The sequence below is a fragment of the Streptomyces sp. CBMA123 genome (genome assembly GCF_014596465.1).
Taxonomy (GTDB): Bacteria; Actinomycetota; Actinomycetes; order Streptomycetales; family Streptomycetaceae; genus Kitasatospora.
In genome coordinates this window covers 22,308-43,440 of the sequence record NZ_MECK01000568.1, presented here as the reverse complement: position 1 = coordinate 43,440, position 21,133 = coordinate 22,308, and the positions used below count along the sequence as shown (strand labels likewise).

Sequence of the window (21,133 nt, the reverse complement as noted above, 5' to 3'; positions counted from 1 at the left end):
AGCGCACGGCGGGTGCGGCTCCCGCACCGAACCGCGCCCCGCACCGCGCCGCGCGGTCCGCACCGCGCGCGTCGGCGCCTGGGCGCGCGGCCTGACGGTCTGTGGTGTCGATCACGGACATTCCGGGAGGACAAGGCCCACGACCTGGGCGAATCGGGCGGGACAACACGCTGGTCAAGGGGTTCGGACAAGGGGTTCGGTCAGGCCGCGGACAAGGGGTGGTGTGCATCGTCGGCCGCACCCGGGCGCTGGTCCGGGTGCCGGAGCCGACCACCGTGCCGGATCCGGCTTCCTGCTGACGGAAGGCCAGTTCGATGACCACCACCTCGCTCGCCGCGCCCGGACCGGACGATGGCGACCAGGCTGCCGACCACCCGACCGACCACCCGGCGAAGGCCTCGCCCGGCCGGGACAAGGGGCCCGGCACCGCCTCCACGGTCACCCCCGCCGGCACCTCCGTGCCCCCGACGGCCGCTGAGCCTGTTTCCGCAGGCCAGCAGCTTCGGACACGGGGCCGAGCCCGTGGCGACAACCCTCTTCCTGCCGCTGCCGCTGCCGCTGCCGCTGCCGCTGCCGAGGTGCGGTGGAAGGCGGACTCGACGGAACCAGGGCGGCGTGGGGTCTTGGTGTCGCTTGCCCTGTTCCAGCGCGCCACGGCGAGGGAGCTCTGGCACCTGGTCCTGCCCGGACAGCGCAACGACAAGGCGACCCGCGACGCCCTCGTCGACCTGGAGGCCGCCGACCGGTGCGCGAGGAGCGGCGCCTGCCGGACAACCGCAAGCTGTGGTGCCTGACCGCGGCCGGGCGCCGCGAGGCCGCCGGGCTGCTCCCGGCCGGGACGAAGCTGTCCAAGCCGCGCCCGAGCGCGACGGCCGACCGACGGCGTTCTCCGAGCACGCCTTGGACGTCGCCGCCACCGCCGGCCTCCTCGCTCGCGCCAGGTTCGGGCACCTGGAGGCGTTCACGACCGAGGTCGAGCACCCGATCCCGCACCGCCGCTCGCTCTTCACCGACCTGGTGCTGCGCGACCCCGGTACGAACGTGCCGGTGCTCCTGGTCGAGGTCGACCGTGAGAACGAGGGCGTCGGCACGCTCGTGGAGAAGCTCACCTCGCACCGGGCCTGGTGCGAGCTCCCGGCCAAGGGCACGGCGAAGGCCGCGTTCGAGGCCTCGCTGCGCCGCCCCGGGCACCGGACGCACGAGCTGCGGCTGTGGCCGACCATCTACCCGCCGACCGGCCGCGAGGGGCTGCCGCCGGTCGCCCTGGTCCTGGAGGCCGGCCGCAAGCGCGACCAGCCCGGAACCAAGCGGCTCACCCCGCAGCAGAAGGCGGAGAAAGCCGAGCGGGACCACGAGCGACAGTAGCTGCACAGAGGTCCCGCGATCCGATCGACCGGATCGCGGGACCTCTGCGCAGTCTTGGCTGGATGTGTTGTGGCTGTGGCGGGCCAGCTTTCCAGTGGTGGTGGGTGGTGATGGCCCCCCATCCGGTTGGATCCGTCGGGCGTCGGTGGATGGGGTGCGCGTTGCTCGCAGCTGGTTCAGGGAGTGGTCGCTGCTGCGCTGTCCCGGCGGACGTCATCGAGGGCAGGGTGGCTGGGCCTGTGGAAGGATGGCCATGTCGGTGCCCCGGCCCGATTACGGCGGGCCGGGGCTCCACGGTATGCCGTTGGATCAGTTCTTCTTGTCGTGCTCGCCGAAGCCGAGGTCGTGGTGCACGATCCGGAAGCTGCCGACGACGCCGTCCTCGACCTCGAGACCCTCGGTGTGGCGCGGGCGCACGCCATCGCTGAAGCTGTGCGGCCCGACGGTGGCGATGGGGGCGCCGTTGTCGCAGACCGCGCCGCTGAAGAGCTCGATGGTCCGGTGGCTGTCGTTGCGGACGTTGAGCGACTTGGCGCCCAGGCCGCTGACCACGGTGATGCAGCCGAAGTCGTCGGCGGAGAACGTCCGCTCGTTGATGTGGATGACGCCCCGGTGCTCGCGGCGCTCGTCGCCCTTGCTCGTGGTGTTCTTCGTGCCGCCGTCGAGCGGCAGGGCGGGAGCGGCCGCCAGGGCGGCCTTCTCGACGACCGGGGCCGACTTTGTCACGGGCTCGGAAGCGGCTGACGCGTAGGTGATACCGGTCACGGCAACGGCCGCCGACGCCGCGAGGACAATGGCGGTGGTCATCTTGTTCATGGACCTTCTCCTGATTTCCTGTTTCTGGACTGGGTCGGCTTGGCGCCGACAGGAATGAACGTACGGACCGTCTAAGTGACTGTCATATTATTCAGCGCCAAATGGTTGACGCCGTGGTCTAAGTAGACGTCAGATGAGCTGCCGAACCGCTTCCCAGGGCTGGTTTCGGCTGGCTTGCCCATCTACTTAAATCGCTTGGAATTTAAGGGAGTTGACGATTCGAGGTAAAGCCATTGGTGTGATGTCTGACTTCCGCTCACTCATCTGGCCTCATCTCGGCATTCGTCCGGGGAAGTGGGGGTCTGAATGACGGTCAGCCAGGTCGCTGGATCGGGCGGATGCGTCGAGGGGCGGGCGGCCGCGGCGGCCCTGCCGGGCTCCGTGCCGGTGGAGGACTCGGCCTCCTCAGGGCGGGCCCGAAGCATCCCGTTGGCGTGTACGCGCTGGGCTGTTCGGCTTTCGCTGCGGTTGAGAGGCCCACCGCAGCCTGAGGGCGCTCGGAGGCCTGTCTGCCACCCCGTCCGCCCTTGGTGCGATACTCGCCGGCCTCACCCGCAGTGAACAACTCTCTTGCTTTCACGGAGCATTGACGGGGGTCCCTGTCTTGATGACCGAAGGTTGGGCTGGGCCGGACGAGCAGGGCGGCCTGACGAGGCGCGGGCGTGGGCTGGGCGCCCGGGTCGGATCGCTTCAGTCGTCGATCTGCCCGGCGCATTCGGCCGGAAGGGCTGAATGCGTACAGATTGAGGATGTCGGGCGGATCAGCGAGGCCGGGGCCGCCGGCCTGGACCCAGGCGGTGATGTCGCGGATGGCGTCGGGGTCGTTGACCAGACCCAGCCAGACGGGTCGTCCGCTGGCCTTGCGGCCTTCGGCGGAGGGCTGGACGACGATCACGTTGGCCTGCTCGCAGGCGTCCAGGCAGTCGGTGGGCCGCACGGTCGCCACGCCGGCGAGGGATTCGCGCCGCCTGGAGGAGCTGCGCGCCATCGCCACCCGGGCCTGGCTCGCCCCGAAGTCGGCCGTCACGGCCAACGCCACCGCCTGACCCGGTCTGGGCACGGGTTGCCTCTGAGGTTGCTTCTGCCGGCTGATTCTCGGGCTTGCTACTCGGGGGTGCGTCAGGCGGTTGACAGCGGCCAGCAGGATTTGGCTCTGGCGCGAGTTCCGTGAAAGCGACCCAATGATCTTGATGATTGGCGATCATGTCGGGTGTCTGTTGCTGATCTTCTGGCCGTCCTGTTCCCTCAGTTTGCGCTGTTGCACGTCGAGTTGGTCAGATTGGCGGGCGGGGCGGTCCGTGTTCATGCCCGGAGCCGGGCGCCAGGTGCGCCGTGCCCGGGCTGCGGAGGCTGGTCCGAGCGCGTGCACAGCGGCTACGAGCGGCGGATCTGCGATTCGGCGGTTGGTGACCAGGAGCTCGTGTTGCAGCTGCGGGTCCGCCGGTTCTTCTGCGACGACGCCGAGTGTGGGAGGCGGACATTCGCCGAGCAAGTCCCGGGGCTGACCTTCCGGTACGGCCGGTGCACGATGGGGCTGCGGAAGGTCCGCGAGGCCGTCGCTCTGGCGCTGGGCGGCCGGGTCGGGGCTGCTCGAACCCCTCCAGGGCGGCGTGCCGGGCGGCGTCGATAGCGGCCGGCGACCACGGCGGCGGGGTGCGGGGAGCGCGGACGGTGTCCGAGAGGACCCGGCCGGCGCCGGGCCCGAGCGCGCGTCGGGGCCCGGCCGGTGACGCTCATCCGAGGGCATCGGCGGCGCGAGCCGCGTCGACGGTGGCGTTCATGAGGCGGCACAGCTGCGGCAGCGCGCCGACGCCCTGTACCACGGCGGTGGGGAAGGCGGTGGCGACGGCGGCGAGGGCGGCCAGGGCCACCGCCTCGACGCGGGACAGGTCCGGGCCTTTGTTCACGCCGGCCGGACCGAGCAGCACGTAGGCGGTGAGGCGGTGGCGGACCTCCTCACTCACCCCGCCCAGTTCACGGTCGGCGGGATCCAGGTCCGCTCCCGCGGCCGCGACGGCGCCGGCGAAGTCCTCCAGCACGGCGCGGTGCCCGGCCCGGGCCTGGCGCCGCGCGAGGTCGCGCACCCACAGCGCGGCCCGCGCCGCGGTCAGCCCCGCGCCCGTCAGCGCGCTGCGCTCATCGAGGACGCCCGGCTGCCCGACGCCGGTCCGGCCCACCTGCTTGGATGGGGAGAACGTGCTGCCGACGCAACCGCGCAGCGACGAAGAGGCTGTCATACCGGCTCAACCGAGGAAACGTCCGACCCGTCACGGGCAGCAGCCGCTGCAGCGTGCAGCACCGCTGCCGTCCGCTGCCCGAGCAGCGGCCGCTGATGTAGCAAGGGTGCCCTTGCTACACCCAGCAGCAGCGGGCCTGTAGCAAGGCGGCCCTTGCTGCGCCCGTCGGCGACCGGTGCTGCCCGCCGCTGCGACTGCGACCGCCCGCGCAGTCGTGCCGCCCGCACTGCGACGGCCGTCGCAGTGCGGGGTGTCGGGGTGCGCAGGCGCCGGTGAGTTCGGCGTCCCTCGGGTGCGACGCAAACTCCCCACCGCAGGTCACGGCCGGTGCGAACGGGATCGCACCCCGCCCGCCGCAGGCCTCGGCCCGGCCCGCCGCCCCGGTCGCCGGCGCCGCCGACGGAACTCGGTGCGCAGCGACGGACCCGGCCCGCTGCACACGCGCAGCGGCCGGTCGCAGCGCTGCACGCGCATCCGCGTGCAGCGCTGCGCATGCGCAAGGCCGATTGCGCAGCGCTGCGTAACTGCTGCGACGGGCCACTGCTGCCTGCCGGAGCGCGGTGTTCCACCCCGGGGCAAAAGTCGACACCGCGCCGAACTAGCATCCCGATCATGAGTTTCTCCCCGGGGCAGAAGTCGATGGCCGAGCCGATGCTGTTCGGCGCGCCGACCTGCACCGTGTGCGGGAAGGAGATGGAGCCGAGCGCTACGGGCCGCCCGAGGAAGTACTGCTCGAAGGCGTGCTCGTCGAAAGCGGACCGGGCGCGCGAGCGCGAGCGGCAGGAGCAGGCGCTCGCCGCGGCCACCGAAAACCCCCGGGGCGAAACTCCGCCCCCCGCCGTCCTGCCTGCCGACGGCCCGGCCGCCGGGCTGCTGGAGCTCGGCAAGGCACTGCGCCGGCACGACGAGCGCTTCCTCCGCCAGCTGGAGCGCGCGGAACGCGAGAGCGACGGAGCCTTTGCCCGCCAAGCCCTGGACGACCTTCTCCGTGCCGCCGACGGCCTGGCCGCGCGCCACCGGGAGCTCGCCGAGCGGATCCTGAGCGCCCACCCCACCCAGACCGCGGGCCCTGACGGACGTGCCCCGGAGCCCCTGGTTTCGCCCCGGGGCGAAACCACGGCCTCGTCCGGCACCCCCGTGAGTACGGACGCTGTCCTGTCCCGGTGAGCGTGGCGGAGTCTCGGTGATCGTGGCGAGTTCGGCCTCGTGCGTCTCGGTGAAGTTGGCGAAGATGGCAGATGCGCTGCCGTGCCGGCGGTGGGCTTCGGAACGTGGCTCGTCGATGCAATAACGGATGGCCTACTACGTCCTGCTTGGCTAGGCTCCGCGGATGCGACACGCAGAGTTCCGCGAACCGCGCCTGGTCCAGGTGTATGACGCTGAGTGCCCGTGGTCGCGCGAGGATGACTTCTTTCTGGCCGTCGTCAATGAGACCCCGGGTTCCCGCGTGCTGGATTTGGGCTGCGGAACGGGTCGGCTCGCGCTCGGTTTGATCGCTGCTGGCCATGAGGTGACAGGGGTCGATCCGGCGCGGGCGTCGCTCGAGGCGGCTCGTGCGAAGCCGAGCGCCGAGCGAGTGACCTGGATCGAGGGCACTTCATCGATCCTTCCTGCTGGATCGTTCGATGTGGCGGTCATGACCAGCCATGTCGCGCAGTTCTTCGTAGGAGACATCGAGTGGGCGGGTGCCCTTTCCGACCTCGGACGCTCTCTCGTGCCGGGTGGCCGGCTGGTGTTCGACAGTCGCGATCCCCAGGCTCGCCGGTGGGAGCGGTGGAATCCGGTCGACTCCCGGCGTCGCATCATGCTGCCAGACGGTCGTGCCGTTTCGGCGTGGACTGAAGTGACCGCAGTGCAGGGCGGTGCTGTCAGCTTCACCCATCACTACATCTTCCCGGACGGCGAACGCCTCATGAGCACCGCTACCCTCCGTTTCCGCACCGAGGAGCTGATCCGATCCTCGGTGGAGGCTGCGGGCTTCGCCATAGAGGCCATATACGGGGGATGGAACCGCGAACCCGTCGGAGTGGGAGATGGAGAGTTCCTCGTGATCGCACGCCGCAGCTGATCAGTGGCGTGCGCCACTCGTCTCGGTGAAGTTGGCGAAGTTGGGGGACAGGGGCCTCTGCGTCTGATCATCGCGGTGGCGTGACGGTCGCTCAGAGTGTTGCCGGTGGATTGCCGGCGGTAGTGCGGGGGTTCGAGGTCGCGTATGTCGACCGGGAGGGTGGCGAACACCGCGTGGCGTTGGCTGACGCTGCCGGGGTGCGGTTCGAGGATGGACGGCCGGTACGGTCGTTTCCCTCGTGGCGAGGGCAGCGCAACCATCCCGGGCTGTGGTGGTCTTCGACGTCCGGCCGGCACGTCGGCTACGAGTCATGGCTCGAGCGCGACCACGCGATGCTGCTGGACTTCGACCAGCAGGTCACCGGCTTCGCGTCGCAGCCGTTGTGGCTGTTCTGGCAGGAAAGCGGAAAGCGGAGGTCGCACGCGCCGGACTGGTTCGCCCGTCGTGCCGACGGCTCGGGGCTGGTGGTTGACTGCCGTCCGCTGGACCGGATCAAGCCGAGGGACGGGGAGGCCTTTGCGGCGACGGAGCGGGCCTGCCGCGAGATCGGCTGGTCCTACCAGGTGGCCGGAGTCGTGGAGCCGGTCGTGTTGGCCAACATCCGGTGGCTGGCCGGCTATCGCCATCCCCGGCATGCCGTGAGCCGGTTCGTGGAGCCGCTGCTCGGCATGTTCGTCCGGCCGACGCCGATCCGTTGGGCGGTGGAGCGGGTCGGTGATCCGATCGCGGTGCTGCCGGTGGTGTTCCACCTGCTGTGGTCCGGGGTGCTGGTCGCAGACTTGTCGGTGGTGCTCGGCGAGGCCGCGCTCGTCAGCGTGGCCGAGGGAGTCGGGCGGTGACGGGCCTGGCCCGGCCCGGCGTTCTGCGGGTGGGTGATCAGGTGCGCTTCGACGGCGGAGAGCACACCGTGGTGGCGATCGAGGGCATGTCGGTGAGGCTGTTGGGCACGGACGGCGCCTCGCGGGTGGTGCTGCTGCCGTTCCTGCTGGCGGACGAGGACTTCGCCCTGCTGGGGGCGGCCGGGCCTCTGCCGGTCTTGGCGCCGACGGGGCTGCTGGAGGCCGCGCCGGCCGAGGCGCTCGCGCAGGCACGGTTCTGGGAACGCCATGTTGTCGAGATCGAGACCGGCCTGCCGCCGGACTCCCCGCCCGGGGCGGTTCCGCGGCCGGGCTACGACCCGGCGACCACCACGCTCGCCGAGCGTCAGAGGACGAAGGCCGGGGAACTGGCGGCGGTCGGCCAGCCGGTCGGGGAACGCACGCTGCAGCGGATCCGCAGCCGCTACCGCGAGCAGGGCCTGCTCGGCCTGGTCGACCAGCGGACGATGCGTTCCTCCTCGCCGACCGGGCGGACCGATCCGCGGGTGGTCGAGGCACTGCTCCGGGCGATCGGCGAGGAGACCGAGGTGTCGACCGGCACCCGGGCGAGGCTGATGCGCCGGGTCGAGCGGGACCTGGCCGACGAGTACGGCGAGGAGGCGGTGCCGCTGCCGTCCCGGGCGGTGTTCTACCGCCTGGTCGACCGGCTCACGACCGGGCGGCACACTTTCGGGGCGGCCACGACCCGCCGGCAGAACGCGAACCGGCCCGAGGGCCCGTTCACACCGAGTGCCGCGGGCCGGCCGGGAGAGCAGGTGCAGATCGACACCACGAAGCTGGATGTCCTGGTGGTCCTCGATGATGGAAGCACCGGGCGCCCGGAGCTGACGATCGCCGTCGACATGGCGACGCGCACGATCTGCGCGGCCGTCCTGCGGCCGGAGACCACCAAGGCGGTTGACGCCGCACTGCTGCTGGCGCGGATGCTGGTGCCCGAGCCGATGCGGCCGACCTGGCCGCACGCACTGGCCGCATCGGCCTCCCTGCTGCCGCACGCCCGGCTCCTGCGGATCGACGCCCGGTTCGCGCAGGCCGCGGCCAAGCCGGTGATCGTCCCGGAGACCATCACCACCGACCACGGGGCGGTCTACCTCTCGCGGACCTTCACCGACGCCTGCCGGCAACTGGGCATCTCCGTTCAGCTCGCGCACCCGGGCACCCCGACGGACAAGGCCGTGGTCGAGCGGACATTCTCCTCAATTAACAGCCTGTTCTGCCAGCACGTCGCGAGCTACACCGGCCGGGACGTCAGCCGCCGGGGCACCAACCCCGCTCGCCGGGCCGCCTTCAGCCTGCCCGAACTCGACGACCTCCTCCAGGAATGGGTGATCGCCGGCTGGCAGTTGCGCCCGCACGAGGCGCTGGCCCATCCCTTCCTGCCGCGCCGGTCGCTGTCGCCCAACGACGCCTACGCGCTGCTGGTCGCATCGAGCGGCTACCTGCCCATGACCCTCGGCCCGACCGACTACATCGAGCTGCTGCCCGCGACCTGGCGGACCATCAACGACTACGGGATCCGCATCGACAACCGCACCTACGACGCGCCCGAACTCGTCCCCTACCGGCGCCAGCTCTCCGGGGTCAGCGCACAGCGGGGCCGCTGGGAAGTCCACTTCGACCCGCACGACGTCTCCCACGTCTTCGTACGCGACCACCGCGCCGGCGGCTGGATCACCGCCGAATGGACCCTGCGCAAGACGATCACCCGGCCGTTCTCCGACAGCCTCTGGCGCCAGGCCCGCCGGACGGTCGCCGCCCGCGGGCACGACGACACGGACCAGGCGCAAGTCGCCCGCGCGCTGGACGACCTGCTGCGGCGCGCCGGCCGCCGGCCGCACGCGTCGCGGCCTGCGGTTCCCGAACCCCGCCTGCCGCAGGTCCGGGTTGCCGGGGCCTTGCCCGCGACCGGGGCCGACCACGTCGACGAGGCGGACGTGGACGACGCTCCGCTGGCCGAGGTGATCCCGTTCGGCATCTTCGACCCGTTCAGCGAGGACGACTACCGATGAGCACGGAACAGGAACTCGCGCCCGGCCGGCCCGCCCTGACGACCAAGGAAGGATGGGCCAGGTTCGTCGACTACCTCCCCGCCACGGTCACGCTACTTCGGCCCAAGGAGTTGGCCGCTCTCAACGAGGTCGAACGCGCACTCTACGACGAGGCCCGGATCGAGCACCACACCGAGGTCCTGGTCGCCAAGACCCCCACGATGATGGAGATCATCCGCACCGGCCGCGAACTGACCCTGCTCAACCGGCGGCAGGTCTCCGCCCGGCGCGGGCTGATCGTCACCGGCGAGCCCGGCACCGGCAAGACCACCGCGATCACCCAGCTCGGCAAGGCGCACGAACAGCACGTCCGACGCCGCCTTCCTGCCGGGGCGGGCCCACGGATGCCCGTGGTCTACGTGACGGTGCCGCCCGCCGCGACCCCGAAGATGCTCGCGATGGAGTTCGCCCGCTTCCTCGGCATCCCTCTGGTCGGCGGTCAGAACCAGGCCCAGATCACGAACGCCGTCTGCGAGGTCTTGGCCGAACTGGGCTGCGAGCTGGTCCTGGTGGACGAGATCCACAACCTCAACCTCACGACCCGGGCCGGAGCGGAGGCTTCCGACCAGTTGAAGTACCTGTCCGAGCGGATCACCGCGACGTTCGTCTATGCCGGCATCGACGTCGAGCAGGCCGGCCTGTTCACCGGGACCCGGGGCAAGCAGATCGCCGGACGCTTCGTGAGCGTGGCAGCCAAGCCGTTCACGACCGCCACCGCAGCCCACAAGGCCCAGTGGCAGCAACTGCTGGCCACCATGGAGCAGTCGTTGCGGCTGCACCGGCACCGGCCCGGCACCCTCGTCGACCAGTCCGACCTCCTGCACCACCGCACCTCCGGGATGATCGGCAGCCTCGCGCACCTGGTGCGGGCCGCCGCGGTCAGGGCCATCCTCTCCGGCACCGAGCGGATCACCGTCCCGATCCTGGAAGACATCCCGCTCGACACCGCCGCGGAAGCGAGTGCCCCACGTCGACGGACGGCCAGAGCCGCCGGAACCCGCCAGCGCAAGGCCGCCGCATGAGCGACACGCGAAACGCCCACCAGGCCCCGGCCCGCTCGCTGCCGATCCCCATCCGCCCCTGGGGAGGCGAGTCGCTGACCTCGTTCGTCCAACGCCTCGCCGCTGCCAACCGCACCCGGGACACAATCCTCTGGAAGACCATCGCCAGACCGGAATCCTCGTCCCTGGGCAAGCACCTTGAGTTCTTCGAAGCCCTGCTCAACCCGCCGGCCGCAGAACGCTTGGCAGCGATCAGCGGCCTGCCCCTGGGGCGGCTGTCAGCGGCACTGCCGGCCCTGGGCTGGGCCCGCCAGCACGCGCCGGACCTCATGGAGAAGAAGACCCCGGCGGTCCGGTTCCAAGCCGCTATGGGCTACACCCGCCGGGCATGCCCCCACTGCGCGATCCGGCGCAACACCGCGCCGCCCCGCCTCCATCTGCCCATTACCCGGGTCATCTGCACCCGCCACCAGCACTGGCAGAGCGTCACCATCAGCGGGTCGTGGACGAATGCGACCGAACGGCCGCCGTTCCCGCCACCGGTCGATCTGAGCCCCCTCGCCGGCATGGCCGCCGCTCAGAGACGACTGGCCCAGATCCTCCGCCGCTACGGCCCCGACGTTCTGGTCATGAGCGTTCGCGACGCCCGCTCGATCGCCGAGAAGTGGACCACAGACCGATGGGCGGAACCAGCGATAGTGCAACGCTGGCAGACACGCGCACGCAAACTGGACTGGCCAGCCGAGGCGGAGACGATCACGCAGAACAGCGAGGCCGGCGCGATCGTCTCGCACCCTGAAGTCGCGACCCTGGCCGCCTTCCTGGCGCCCTTGACTGTCGCCCCGACCGAGTTCTTCTACGCGGAGAACAAGGACGAGATCCACGTGCTGGTCGACCGGACCAGAGCGGCACTCCGGCTGACACCCCTCACACACGCTGATTGCCAGTGGCCGTGCAGTGCCCCCCCGCAGGCCAGCTGATGCGATCTGGAACCACATCGACCAGATCCGACAGTCGCGCGGGCGTCACCGGTGGCGCCAACTAAGAAGTGCCATGATCCCTGAGCTCGCTATCCCCGATCCGTCTCACCAAACCTGGCAATCCGCAGCTCGACACAGCCGCGTCCGCCATGATCAGTGAGACCGGACACCAAGGCCAAGGCCCGCGAAGCAGCAACCGGTCCCGCTACACCGCCAGCTGCTCCGGACGCTGCACCCGGCCCCGCTGCTACACCGGACGGCGCTGCTGCACCCGCGGCCGCCATCCCGGCCGACGACGACCTCGCCCGCTGGGGAGAAGACGGCCGACACCCCCTCGGCCTGGCCGACGCGATGCGCCGCAAGCTCACCTCCTTCCTCCTGGAGATCGAAACCGGCGCCGACCCGGTCGCCGCCTTCGAGGAGCTGGCCGCGCGGCTGCCCTCCTACAGCACCCGCGCCTACATGGCCGCGCAGGAGATCCGGGACAAGGCCCGCTGGCCCGACCTCACCGACTCCGAGCGGCTTACCCGCCGCATGCTTGAGCGCGCCGCCCGGTGGGGCGACGACAGCGTCGACCCGGCCGACCAGGACGGTGACGGTTCCGCCTCGCGGGGCGAAACTGCGGCCGCCGACCACGACGACCAGGAGCAGCCCGGCCCGGCCGTCCCGGCCGCCTTGGCTGACGTCGAACCGGCCCGGCAGACACCGCCGGCGCTGCCGCGCCAGCAGGACGTGGGGCCGCTGCGCCCGCCGCCCCAGCCGTACCTGCGCGGCCTGGGCCGGTTCGACCTCATCCAGAACGTGGGAAGGCACGCTTCGACACTGCCGCCTGGGAGGGCGGCGAGAGGAGCGCCCCAAGCGGCTGAACCGCAAGGGGCTGAGTACCGTCGCGAAGGGTGCTGGCGGACCGGCTCGTAGTAGTGCTGAGGCTCCTGTAACGGGGGTGGAGCGAAGCGGCCGGGTCATCCGTGGCTGTGTGTATCTGGTCAACCGGACGTTCCCCGGGAGGAGCTCCCAGGCCGGGATCACCATCCAGCGCGTCCTGACCGACAACGGCTCCTGCTACCGCTCACGGCTCTGGCGCGATGCCCTCGCAACCGAGGGCATCGCGCACAAACGCACCCGCCCCTACCGGCCCCAGACCACGGCGAAGTCGAACTCTTCAACCGCACTCTGCTCGACGAATGGGCCTACGCACAGCCCTACCGCACCGAACAGGACACCTACAATCACCGCCGCGGACACACCGCGCTCAAGGGCCAGCCACCCGCCAGCCGCGTCCCCAACCTCACGGGTCAGAACAGCTAGTGCTTCAACGCGTCCTTGGCCTTCTGGCCGGCCTGCGCCATGTCGCCCTTGACCTGCTTGGCCTTGCCCTTCGCGACGAGGCGCTCGTTCCCGACAGCCTTGCCAGTGGCTTCCTTGATCTTGCCCTTGGCGGTCTCGGTCGTGTGTTTGATCTTCTTTCCCGCGCTCATGCGATCCTCCTCTGCCGAGCTGCGGTCCCTCTACATCACGGGAAGCACGGCCCGCCCCTGTCAGCGGTTGTCGTCGCCGTCCTCCTCTTCCTCCTCTTCCGGTCCTTCAGCGTCTTCCTCGAATTCGCTTTCGTAACCGCCCTCGTCGTCTTCCGCGTATTCGTCCTCGGGTTCGTCGTCCTCGTCGTCCTCGTCGTCCTCGTCGTACTCGAGTTCCTCGTCGTCGTACTCGCCCTCGGGTTCGCCGCCTTCGTCGTACTGCCCCTCGTCGTCCTCCTCGTCCCCGGGCTGGTTGTCCTGGGCGGCTTCTTCCTCCTCCATGGCCTCGTCGTGGGTACGGACGACTTCGCCGTCGCGGATTTCGCCGCGCCAGCCCTCCGCCTCGTCGTTGGTGAGGGAGACGTGCCGCTGGAAGTTCTTGAAGTCCAGGCGCAGGCGCCGGCCCTGGGCACGCCAGATGTTGCCGGTCTTCTCAAAGAACCCGCTGGGGTAGTACTCCACGACCAGGACGATGCGGGTCAGGGTCGGAGTGATCTCGTGGAAACTGACGGCCCCGCGGGTGCTGCCCTTGGCTCCTTCTGAGGTCCAGACGATGCGATCGTCCGGTATCTGCTCCTGGACGGTCGCCTTGAAGCTGCGTTTCGAGGGTCCCACTTTGACCTTCCAGTCGGTGGTCACCTCGTCACCCTGGGAGACGCTCTGGACGCCTTTGGCAAAGCCGCTGAAGTCCTCGTACTGCGTCCAGTGGTCGTAAGCGGTCCGCAGCGGCACGCCGACGTCCAGGGTCTCGACGATGTTCATCGTCTTCTTGCCGGCCTTGCGTCCGGGCTTTCCACCCCCGCCGAAGGTCTCTTTGATCTTGTCGACGGCGCTGTCCTTGACGGCTTTGGCCTTTTCCGCGAGGAACGCCTTCGCCGGTGAGTCGCCTTGCAGGACGCGGGCACCCGCTTTGGGCAGGACGCCGCCGTTCTCGACGACATCGCCCAGGGTGCCGGTGAGGTCCGATACCTTGTCGCCGGCCTTCTCGACCAGGTGCTCCAGCTGGGCGCCGAGGTAGTTGACGGCCTCTTCGCGCAGCCGGTCGACGCCCGACTTGTCCGTCGCCTTCTCTTCCGTGGCGGCCATGGGTCACCTCCGCCGGGTACGTGTCGACGGCTTGGTGGCGGTGCTCTTGGTCGCGGAGGTCTTCTTGGCTGCGGTCCTCTTCGTCGCCGGTGCCTTCTTGGCCGGCGCGCGTTTCGCCGGTGCGGCTGCCTTCTTGCTCGCGGGCTGCGAGGCGGCGGTCTTCGAGGCGGACGAGCGGGCTGGTGTCCGCTTGGCCGCGGACGTGGTCTTGGCCGGGGCCTTCTTCGCAGCCGGAGCCGCCTTCTTGGCCGCCGGCGCGGCCTTCTTGGCCGCCGGCGCGGCCTTCTTGGCGGGCCTGCGGGCGGCCTTCGGTGCGGACTCGGTGGATGTCGCTGCCCGGGAGGCCCGCGACCGCCCGCCCGTGGCGGGGCGGCGGCGGGACGCCCTGGCCGGACGCTCCTCCTCCTCGGGCGGCTCTTCCTCCTCCTCGTCCTCCGGTTCGTCCTCGGCCTCTTCCTCTTCTTCCGGCTCCTCGTCCTCGGGGCCGGCGTCCTCGGGTTCCTCCTCGTCGTCCTCCGACTCGTACTCGTCGTACGGCTCTTCGTCTTCCTCTTCCTGATCCTCGTCCGACTCCTGTTCCTCATCCGGCTTAGGCCTGCCGATGTTGAGGGTGCGCTCCCGCAGGGAGTCGGCGAAGTCGCCGATGCGACGGTCGGCTGCTGCGGCGATCGCCTTCTTGCCGGCTTCCAGCAGCTCGCCGCGGACCTGTTCGTTCAGCTCGGCGACCTGGGGGACCTCGTTGAGCCTGCGTAGGCCCTCGGTGGCGAGCTGGCGCGGGTCCAGTCCGAATCTGCGCCCGGCGAGGTAGGTGGCGGCGGCGAACGCGAGGCGGCCCTTCTTTGCCCGTCCCAGCACGTATCCACCTGCGATGGCGGCTGCCAGGGCAACCTTGGTGGTGTCCTTCATGGTCATCCCTTTCCGGCACTCGCCCCTGCTGGAGGGATCGGCACCAGCGAAGGGGCCCTTCTGACGTCGTGACCGGGCGCACGCACGACCTCAGAGCGTCCGGCCGGCGGGCGCACGCCCTGCCGGTGGTGCCTGCCTGCGGCAAGGCATCGGGCTGCAGCAGCCCCCGCCGCGTCCGGGGCTCTGGCCGGCGTGCTCCCGGGGGCGAGTCCTGTGCCCGCTTCGCAGGCCCTGGCGGCGTTGGCGTCCCGCCTTTCCAGTCTGGCAGCATGCCGGGCGGACGCACCTGGAGCCCCGCACCGGGCATTCCGCTTGGCGCTGCTCAACCGGACGCCCGGCTGAGCAGCGGGGCGCGCTGACGGCGTCGCGGCGCTGCCCTCAGCCAGGAGAGCCCGCCGAAGGTGCGGAGGAGCCCTTTTGCGGGAGTGGCCGACGGATAATATGGAACATATCGGGCATGTGCGAGCCTGATGGACACAGCAGGTCGTCTTCGATCCGAAGAAGGAACATGGCCGCAGGCAAGGAGGAGGGCGCGAGGCCCAGGAGGGCCGTCGCGCACTCGACCACCTCGCGCACCGGCGCCACTCGGCGCCAACCGAGCGAGGCCCCGAGGCACCCCCGCAGACCCGTCTCGGCGATGCGGGCGATGCGCAACGCCTCCGAGCAGCTGGCTGAACTCCTCGGCCGGGTACCCGAGTCGGTCTCGGCGCTCAAGCCCACCGAGGAGGGCTGGGAAGCCGATGTGGAGGTGGTGGAGCTGGAACGCGTTCCCGAGACGACCAGCGTTCTGGCCAGCTATCGGGTGACGCTCGACGAGGAGGGCGAACTGCAGTCGTACCAGCGAGTGCGCCGCTACACCCGCGGGCAGATCGACCGCCGCCCCTGAGAAACCCCCCCGCCGCGACGAAGTGAGCGCATCCGCGTCCACCGCGACGACGGGCCGACGAAGGGAGGCACCCCGTGACTGTGGTGCCGCAAGGCGCAGCCAGTGTTTCCCGGAGCGGGAACACCGGAAATCTCTACGACATCCTCGAGCTGATCCTTGACCGCGGCCTGGTCATCGACGTCTTCATTCGCGTCTCCCTGGTCGGTATTGAGATCCTCAAGATCGACATCCGTATCGTGGTCGCCAGCGTCGACACGTACCTGCGCTTCGCCGAGGCATGCAACCGCCTCGACCTGGAATCCGGACGCAAGGCCCCGACCCAGCTCACCGACATCGTCGGGGAGGTCACCGAGGGCGGCGCACACGGCAAGAGCAAGGGCGCGCTCACCGGCGCGGTCGAAGCCGTCACCGACTACATCGGACGCGACAAGGACGAGGACCGCGAGGAGGACGAGGAGCAGGCGGAGAAGGAGCCCGCGCCGAAGCGCACCAGGCCCACTCGTCGGCCCACCAGACGGCGGGAGGAGTGACATGGCCGTCTACGTCTACTCCATCACCGCGGCCGACCACACCCGCAACCTGGACGGTCTGGAGGGCGTGGGGCCCGCTCCGGCCCCACTTCGCACCGTCAGCGCTGGCCCACTGTGCGCCGTCGTCAGCGACGCCCCCCAGGAGCTGCGGGCCAAACGCCGCGACCTGATGGCCCATCAGGCCGTCCAGGAGCGCCTGATGGCCGACGGCACGGTCCTGCCGCTGCGCTTCGGCCTCACCGCCCCCGACGACGCCGCCGTACGCGCCGCCCTGGAGCAGCGCCGCGACGAGTACACCCAGCGCCTGGCCGACCTGGACGGCTGCGCCGAGTACCACCTCAAGGCCGCCGTCGACGAGGACGTCCTGCTCCGACAGATCCTGCAGGAATCGCCCACGGCCCGACAGCTCAACGACGACATCAAGGCCGGCAACGGCGGCCCTGACCTGCCGCTCGCCCTCGGCGAACTCGTCGCCCGGGAAGTCCTGGCCCGCCAGGAGGCCCTGGCCGCCGGCATCGTCGAGGCGCTGCGCCCCCACGCCCGCCAGGAGCGGGCCTCCGAACCCACCGGGGAGGACTTCCTGAACATCTCCTTCCTGGTGGACCACGCGCATCAGGAGCTGTTCCTCACCGCGGAGAAGGGCATCGCCGGCGAACTCGGCGCCGACTGCGACTTCCGGCTGAACGGCCCCCTGCCCGCCTACAGCTTCGTCTGAAAGGCGCGAGACCATGGGCCTGATCTCCCAGATCCTCACCCTCCCGCTGGCACCCGTGCGCGGCACCGTCTGGGTGCTCGAGCGCGTCGTCGAGACCGCCGAGAACGAGTACTACGACCCCGCACCCGTCGAACAGGAACTCGCCGCCCTGGAACGGGCTCTGCTGGCCGGGCAGATCGACGAGGAGACCTTCGACCGCCGTGAGGACGAACTCCTCGACCGTCTCGACGAGATCAGAGCCCACGCTCAGCACCGGAACCCGTGACCGCACGGCCGCGGGACGAGCAGAGGAGGGCAGCACACCGTGACAGACCCGATAGCCAACCGTCTCGGCTCCTTTCCCTCCCGGTCCGCCCCGCCCTACGACCAACCCTCCTCCGCCAACCTCGCCGACATCCTGGAACGGGTCCTGGACAAAGGCATCATCATCGCCGGCGACATCCAGATCAACCTCCTCGACATCGAACTGCTCACCATCAAGCTGCGCCTGCTCATCGCCTCCGTGGACAAGGCCAAGGAGATGGGCATCGACTGGTGGGAACACGACCCCTCGCTGTCATCCCGTGCCGGCAAGAGCCCCTCCTCCCTCGAACAGGAGAACCGGCGGCTGCGCGAGCAGATCGAGACCTTGCGCGCCGACGCCGCCCTGCCACCTGCGGGCACGGGCGAGGAGAGCGCCGCCGCGCCGTCCGAGACGACCAAACCGACCAGTCGCCCCCGGCCCACCACCCGTCCCCGGCGGACCCGAGGTGACCCATGACCAGCGGGTCGCTCACCTACGCCTACGCCGTCGCCCGGGACTGCGCCCTGCTGCACGCATCGGGCGCGATCACCGGCATCGCCGGCGCGCCCGTCGGTCTCGTGCCACCGGACCAGAACGCCGACCAGAACGCCGGCCTGGTCGCAGCCGTCAGCCCCGTCCCGGAGAACGACTTCCACGAAACGGCACTGCGCGAGCACCTCGAGGACCTCGGCTGGCTCGAGACCCTCGCCCGCGCACACCACAGCGTCATCGAGGAACTCGCGGCCCGCACGACCGTCCTCCCCTTGCGCCTGGCAACGGTCTATCTCGACGAGGACCGGGTGCGCGCCATGCTCCGCGAGCGCCAGGCGCTCTTCCTGGACAGACTGGAGCACCTGGCCGGCCACGTGGAGATGGGCGTCAAGCTCTACGTCGACCTCGCGCACGAGACAGCCGCGGCGCCGACGCCCTCCCCCGAGCAGCCGCTCAGCCCGGGGCGCGCCTACCTGCACCACCGCCGAGCCGAGCAGGACTCGCGCGACGACGCCCGCCGGGCAGCCGAACAGGCGGCCGAACGGATCGCGACGATCGCCCGCGACCACGCCGTGGAACGGGCCCGCCACCATATCCAGGAAGGCGAGCTGGCGACCGGACCGGGAGCCAACGTCAGCAACGACGCCTACCTCGTGCCCACCGCCCATGTCCCCGCCTTCCGCGCGGAATTGACGCGCGCCACCGACGGCCTCACCGGCGTCCGCGTCGACGTCACCGGCCCCTGGGCCCCCTACTCCTTCGCCACCCTGCCCGACCCGGGCGGGAGTTCGTCGTGAACCCCGAAGGCGTCCCGGCCGCCTCCAGGACGCCCCTGCCGCAGCAGCAGGTCGCCCTCATCGACCTGCTGGACCGGCTGCTCAGCGGCGGGGTGGTCGTCACCGGCGACCTCGTCCTGTCCATCGCCGACATCGACCTCGTGCGGATCTCGCTGCGCGCCCTCATCGTGTCGATCAGCGAACAGAATCCCGCCCCCTGGGGCATCACCGGCTCCACCAGGCGAACAGGGCCGCCATGACCGCCGGCCGACCCGCGCACCCGGACCGCCCCAGCCGCTACGACGAGATCGCCCAGGCCGCCGCCCGCGCGTTCCGGCTCCTGCCGGCCACCCCCCACGACAGCTTGCCCGCCGACGACGGCTCGCCGCAACCGATCCCGCGCAGGATCAGCACCGACCCCGAGACGGTCGAACGGGACCTCATGAAGCTGGTCCTCACCCTCGTCGAACTCCTGCGGCAGCTCATGGAGCGCCAGGCCCTCCACCGAGTCGAGGCCGGCGATCTCACCGAGGACCAGGAGGAGGACCTGGGCGCCACCCTCCTGGCCCTGCACGACCGCATGACCGAACTCTGCACCCGGTACGGACTGACCCTGCAGGACCTCAATCTCGACTTGGGACCGCTGGGTCCCCTCCTGCCACCGGGCGACTGACACGCGGCACTTCCGCCCGCGAAGACGAAGGGCTCAGTGATGTCAGTTGCGAAGCACCGGTGTGAGCCGGAGGTGTCGCCGGGGAGGGTGAAGCCGGGCAGAGCGGCGTTGTGGCGGACCAGCGGGTCGTAGGTCCAGGTGACGCGCCGCAGACCGCGGTCCAGCGCCCAAGGTCAGCAAGACTCCCGGAGGTTCGGACCACCATGGCGACCACAGGCGGCTATCTCCTGCGCACGTTCACCAGCGCGGTCGCGGTGGTGTAGCGTGGCCCGCCGACTCGCCGCGGACGAGGAGGTCGCCGCGGTGGCGACCGGCGATCTGCTGCGGCGACCGGCGGTGGTCGCCCGGGTCGCCCCGGTCGGGACACCAAGTCCGGGAAGAACGACCAGCGCCCGGAGCTGAAGGCGTGCGATGCCTTCCTGCAGCGCGGCGACACCTTGGTGGTGCCCGCGCTCGACCGCTACGGCCGCTCGCTCAAGGACTTGGTGAACATGGTCGGCGAGCTGCGCAACCGCGAGGTCGGGTTCACCTCGCTGCACGAGCAGCTCGACACCACCACCCCCGGCGGCCGGCTCGTCTTCCACGTCTTCGCCGCCCTGGCGGAGTTCATCCGCGAGCTGATCGTGGTCGGACCAACGAGGGCCTGGCCGCCGCCCGCGCCCGCGGCCGTACCGGCGGGCGGCCGACCGACGCCACCGAAGAGCTGATCCGCGCCGCGCGCGACATGCTGCCCAACCCGGAGAACAGCCTCGAGACGATCGCCAAGCTCCTCGGCGTCTCCGTCGGCACCCTTCTACAACCACATCCCGGACCTGCGTGGCATTAACGGCTCGAGTTGGCCCCACTCTTCCGGTCCGAGTTGGCCCCACCGGTGGGGCGTACGGGAGCGTTCGGGGGTTGTTCCGGCTTGAGTTGGCCCCACCCCGGCCGGTTGGCTGGGACGCTCGGTGCAGGTCGCCGTGAGGGGGCGATGCCGGGTGGCGTCCTCGAAGGAAGAGCTGTTCCTGCAGATCCGCCGAGACTCCTGGCGGCAGAGATCCACAATCTGGCCACCTGCGAGTGGATCAGGAAAGGCGAGCCGCTCTGCCTGATCGGCGACTCCGGCACCGGCAAGTCCCACCTGCTGATGTACCCGATGCTCGACGACCGCAACACGACCGACTCGAGCCACGAGATCACCGACATCGGCATCTGGGACCGCGCGACCAACATCCTGGCCTGGAAGTCGATCCTCGGTGACCGCGTGGGCACCGACGACGTGACGTCCTACTGCGCCGCCTCCCGGGCGACCGAGCTCGCCGGCCTGCCCCCGACTTTCATCGGGGTCGGTGAACTGGGCCTCTTCCGCGATGAGAACCTCGACTACGCGGCGCGCCTGCGCGCCCAGGGCGTCCCCGTGAAGCTGCACCTCTACCCCGGCGCCTACCACGCGTTCGACCTGTTCGCCCCGCAGTCCCAAGAGCTTCCACCACACGTTGAACGACTACATCGTCCGACACTTCGCGAAGGCTCCGGAAACGGCGATCGCGTAGCAACCCGCAGGCCTGAAGGCCTGCAGCCTGTGCGAAATCCCGCCGGCGCCTCCGATCCGATGACCCACACGGCTCGGCTCGCAGGCGCGTTTCCGAAATAAACTCGAGTAATCCCATGCGCATTGGAGTCCCTTGCAAACCAGCAGGGAGACATGCGTCGCCGCGACACTGGCGGAGGGTCGGACAACTGACAGCACTCGGGTACGACAGTGGTGATCGAGTCGGTGCCGGGTCACTCTCCGCCTTCGCCGATGAGTCGTACGTGGAGGCGGGGCGCGGATCGGCACGGGCGAGGAGGCGTGGGGCCCCGCTGACTTCCAATTCTGTCCGTCGCGAGTCCAGTT

Annotated in this window: 26 protein-coding genes and 3 pseudogenes; 22 read left to right on the top strand and 7 right to left on the bottom strand. The window is 70.4% G+C overall.

Annotated features, from left to right (window positions below; all coding sequences use genetic code 11):
* Positions 1 to 314 precede the first annotated feature (314 nt).
* Both BG452_RS37480 and BG452_RS37475 read left to right on the top strand, forming a co-directional pair.
* Positions 315 to 794 (top strand): hypothetical protein, encoded by a 480-nt coding sequence (locus BG452_RS37480; RefSeq protein WP_188308812.1) that lies wholly within the window; start codon positions 315 to 317, stop codon positions 792 to 794.
* A 106-nt stretch (positions 795 to 900) separates the two neighbouring features.
* On the top strand, positions 901 to 1,365 hold the full coding sequence (locus BG452_RS37475) for a hypothetical protein (RefSeq protein WP_188308811.1): 465 nt from the start codon (positions 901 to 903) through the stop codon (positions 1,363 to 1,365).
* Positions 1,366 to 1,674: 309 nt separating this feature from the next.
* Here the strand turns inward: BG452_RS37475 and BG452_RS37470 are convergent, their stop codons facing one another.
* On the bottom strand, positions 1,675 to 2,181 hold the full coding sequence (locus BG452_RS37470) for a hypothetical protein (RefSeq protein WP_188308810.1): 507 nt from the start codon (positions 2,179 to 2,181) through the stop codon (positions 1,675 to 1,677).
* 709 nt (positions 2,182 to 2,890) lie between these two features.
* A pseudogene (locus BG452_RS46455) lies at positions 2,891 to 3,145 on the bottom strand ((2Fe-2S) ferredoxin domain-containing protein); the annotation flags it as partial.
* A 246-nt stretch (positions 3,146 to 3,391) separates the two neighbouring features.
* Here BG452_RS46455 and BG452_RS48275 point away from each other — a divergent pair.
* A complete protein-coding gene (locus BG452_RS48275) occupies positions 3,392 to 3,811 on the top strand; it encodes a transposase family protein (protein ID WP_411293080.1) in 420 nt (139 codons plus the stop codon).
* 103 nt (positions 3,812 to 3,914) lie between these two features.
* Here the strand turns inward: BG452_RS48275 and BG452_RS37455 are convergent, their stop codons facing one another.
* Positions 3,915 to 4,418, bottom strand: a complete 504-nt coding sequence (locus BG452_RS37455; protein ID WP_188308807.1) for a hypothetical protein — start codon at positions 4,416 to 4,418, stop codon at positions 3,915 to 3,917.
* 612 nt (positions 4,419 to 5,030) lie between these two features.
* On the opposite strand from BG452_RS37455, the gene BG452_RS37450 reads away from it, so the two are divergent.
* The 8 genes and pseudogenes from BG452_RS37450 to BG452_RS37415 all read left to right on the top strand — a co-directional run.
* Positions 5,031 to 5,585, top strand: coding sequence for a hypothetical protein (locus BG452_RS37450; protein WP_188308806.1), 555 nt, complete (start codon positions 5,031 to 5,033; stop codon positions 5,583 to 5,585).
* 163 nt (positions 5,586 to 5,748) lie between these two features.
* Positions 5,749 to 6,486, top strand: coding sequence for a class I SAM-dependent methyltransferase (locus BG452_RS37445; protein WP_188308805.1), 738 nt, complete (start codon positions 5,749 to 5,751; stop codon positions 6,484 to 6,486).
* An 80-nt stretch (positions 6,487 to 6,566) separates the two neighbouring features.
* The gene (locus BG452_RS37440) at positions 6,567 to 7,325 is read left to right on the top strand and encodes a TnsA-like heteromeric transposase endonuclease subunit (RefSeq protein WP_317621410.1); all 759 of its coding nucleotides are present in this window, start codon (positions 6,567 to 6,569) and stop codon (positions 7,323 to 7,325) included.
* On the top strand, positions 7,322 to 9,373 hold the full coding sequence (locus BG452_RS37435) for a Mu transposase C-terminal domain-containing protein (protein WP_317621409.1): 2,052 nt from the start codon (positions 7,322 to 7,324) through the stop codon (positions 9,371 to 9,373). The genes BG452_RS37440 and BG452_RS37435 overlap by 4 nt, the downstream gene beginning before the upstream one ends.
* Positions 9,370 to 10,434 carry an ATP-binding protein gene (locus BG452_RS37430; protein WP_188308804.1) on the top strand — a complete coding sequence of 355 codons (1,065 nt, stop codon included), beginning with the start codon at positions 9,370 to 9,372 and terminating at the stop codon, positions 10,432 to 10,434. Before BG452_RS37435 ends, BG452_RS37430 begins: the two co-directional genes overlap by 4 nt.
* Complete coding sequence (locus BG452_RS37425) at positions 10,431 to 11,393, top strand: TniQ family protein (RefSeq protein WP_188308803.1); 963 nt, start codon at positions 10,431 to 10,433, stop codon at positions 11,391 to 11,393. The genes BG452_RS37430 and BG452_RS37425 overlap by 4 nt, the downstream gene beginning before the upstream one ends.
* Before the next feature lie 156 nt (positions 11,394 to 11,549).
* A complete protein-coding gene (locus BG452_RS37420; RefSeq protein ID WP_188308802.1) occupies positions 11,550 to 12,311 on the top strand; it encodes a hypothetical protein in 762 nt (253 codons plus the stop codon).
* A 97-nt stretch (positions 12,312 to 12,408) separates the two neighbouring features.
* Positions 12,409 to 12,701, top strand: a pseudogene (locus BG452_RS37415) (integrase core domain-containing protein); the annotation flags it as partial.
* Here BG452_RS37415 and BG452_RS37410 read toward each other — a convergent pair.
* The 3 genes from BG452_RS37410 to BG452_RS37400 are packed head-to-tail and all read right to left on the bottom strand — an operon-like array spanning position 12,698 to position 14,902.
* Positions 12,698 to 12,871 carry a CsbD family protein gene (locus tag BG452_RS37410; RefSeq protein ID WP_188308801.1) on the bottom strand — a complete coding sequence of 58 codons (174 nt, stop codon included), beginning with the start codon at positions 12,869 to 12,871 and terminating at the stop codon, positions 12,698 to 12,700. The pseudogene BG452_RS37415 and the gene BG452_RS37410 overlap by 4 nt on opposite strands.
* 60 nt (positions 12,872 to 12,931) lie before the next feature.
* Positions 12,932 to 13,996, bottom strand: a complete 1,065-nt coding sequence (locus BG452_RS37405) for an SRPBCC family protein (protein WP_188308800.1) — start codon at positions 13,994 to 13,996, stop codon at positions 12,932 to 12,934.
* Positions 13,997 to 13,999: 3 nt separating this feature from the next.
* The gene (locus BG452_RS37400; protein ID WP_188308799.1) at positions 14,000 to 14,902 is read right to left on the bottom strand and encodes a histone protein; all 903 of its coding nucleotides are present in this window, start codon (positions 14,900 to 14,902) and stop codon (positions 14,000 to 14,002) included.
* A gap of 508 nt (positions 14,903 to 15,410) precedes the next feature.
* On the opposite strand from BG452_RS37400, the gene BG452_RS37395 reads away from it, so the two are divergent.
* The 8 genes from BG452_RS37395 to BG452_RS37360 all read left to right on the top strand — a co-directional run bounded on the left by BG452_RS37395 (position 15,411) and on the right by BG452_RS37360 (position 19,257).
* Complete coding sequence (locus tag BG452_RS37395; protein WP_188308798.1) at positions 15,411 to 15,788, top strand: gas vesicle protein; 378 nt, start codon at positions 15,411 to 15,413, stop codon at positions 15,786 to 15,788.
* Positions 15,789 to 15,862: 74 nt separating this feature from the next.
* Positions 15,863 to 16,318: a gas vesicle structural protein GvpA gene (locus BG452_RS37390; RefSeq protein ID WP_188308797.1), complete on the top strand. Its 456-nt coding sequence runs from the start codon at positions 15,863 to 15,865 to the stop codon at positions 16,316 to 16,318.
* A gap of 1 nt (position 16,319) precedes the next feature.
* Positions 16,320 to 17,033, top strand: coding sequence for a GvpL/GvpF family gas vesicle protein (locus BG452_RS37385; RefSeq protein WP_188308796.1), 714 nt, complete (start codon positions 16,320 to 16,322; stop codon positions 17,031 to 17,033).
* A 13-nt stretch (positions 17,034 to 17,046) separates the two neighbouring features.
* Complete coding sequence (locus BG452_RS37380; protein ID WP_188308795.1) at positions 17,047 to 17,298, top strand: gas vesicle protein GvpG; 252 nt, start codon at positions 17,047 to 17,049, stop codon at positions 17,296 to 17,298.
* A 39-nt stretch (positions 17,299 to 17,337) separates the two neighbouring features.
* Positions 17,338 to 17,793 (top strand): gas vesicle protein, encoded by a 456-nt coding sequence (locus BG452_RS37375; RefSeq protein WP_188308794.1) that lies wholly within the window; start codon positions 17,338 to 17,340, stop codon positions 17,791 to 17,793.
* The gene (locus BG452_RS37370) at positions 17,790 to 18,605 is read left to right on the top strand and encodes a GvpL/GvpF family gas vesicle protein (RefSeq protein WP_188308793.1); all 816 of its coding nucleotides are present in this window, start codon (positions 17,790 to 17,792) and stop codon (positions 18,603 to 18,605) included. The genes BG452_RS37375 and BG452_RS37370 overlap by 4 nt, the downstream gene beginning before the upstream one ends.
* Entirely contained in the window at positions 18,602 to 18,844 is a 243-nt protein-coding gene (locus BG452_RS37365) for a gas vesicle protein (RefSeq protein ID WP_317621408.1), read from the top strand. The genes BG452_RS37370 and BG452_RS37365 overlap by 4 nt, the downstream gene beginning before the upstream one ends.
* Complete coding sequence (locus BG452_RS37360) at positions 18,841 to 19,257, top strand: gas vesicle protein K (protein ID WP_188308792.1); 417 nt, start codon at positions 18,841 to 18,843, stop codon at positions 19,255 to 19,257. The genes BG452_RS37365 and BG452_RS37360 overlap by 4 nt, the downstream gene beginning before the upstream one ends.
* 11 nt (positions 19,258 to 19,268) lie before the next feature.
* Here BG452_RS37360 and BG452_RS48270 read toward each other — a convergent pair.
* A pseudogene (locus BG452_RS48270) lies at positions 19,269 to 19,364 on the bottom strand (mandelate racemase/muconate lactonizing enzyme family protein); the annotation flags it as partial.
* A 157-nt stretch (positions 19,365 to 19,521) separates the two neighbouring features.
* Here BG452_RS48270 and BG452_RS37355 point away from each other — a divergent pair.
* The 3 genes from BG452_RS37355 (at position 19,522) to BG452_RS37345 (ending at position 20,890) form a co-directional block, all read left to right on the top strand.
* On the top strand, positions 19,522 to 19,659 hold the full coding sequence (locus tag BG452_RS37355) for a hypothetical protein (RefSeq protein ID WP_188308791.1): 138 nt from the start codon (positions 19,522 to 19,524) through the stop codon (positions 19,657 to 19,659).
* The gene (locus BG452_RS48265) at positions 19,656 to 19,964 is read left to right on the top strand and encodes a recombinase family protein (RefSeq protein WP_411293081.1); all 309 of its coding nucleotides are present in this window, start codon (positions 19,656 to 19,658) and stop codon (positions 19,962 to 19,964) included. Before BG452_RS37355 ends, BG452_RS48265 begins: the two co-directional genes overlap by 4 nt.
* A gap of 263 nt (positions 19,965 to 20,227) precedes the next feature.
* Positions 20,228 to 20,890 (top strand): alpha/beta hydrolase fold domain-containing protein, encoded by a 663-nt coding sequence (locus BG452_RS37345; RefSeq protein ID WP_188308790.1) that lies wholly within the window; start codon positions 20,228 to 20,230, stop codon positions 20,888 to 20,890.
* Positions 20,891 to 21,133: the final 243 nt, after the last annotated feature.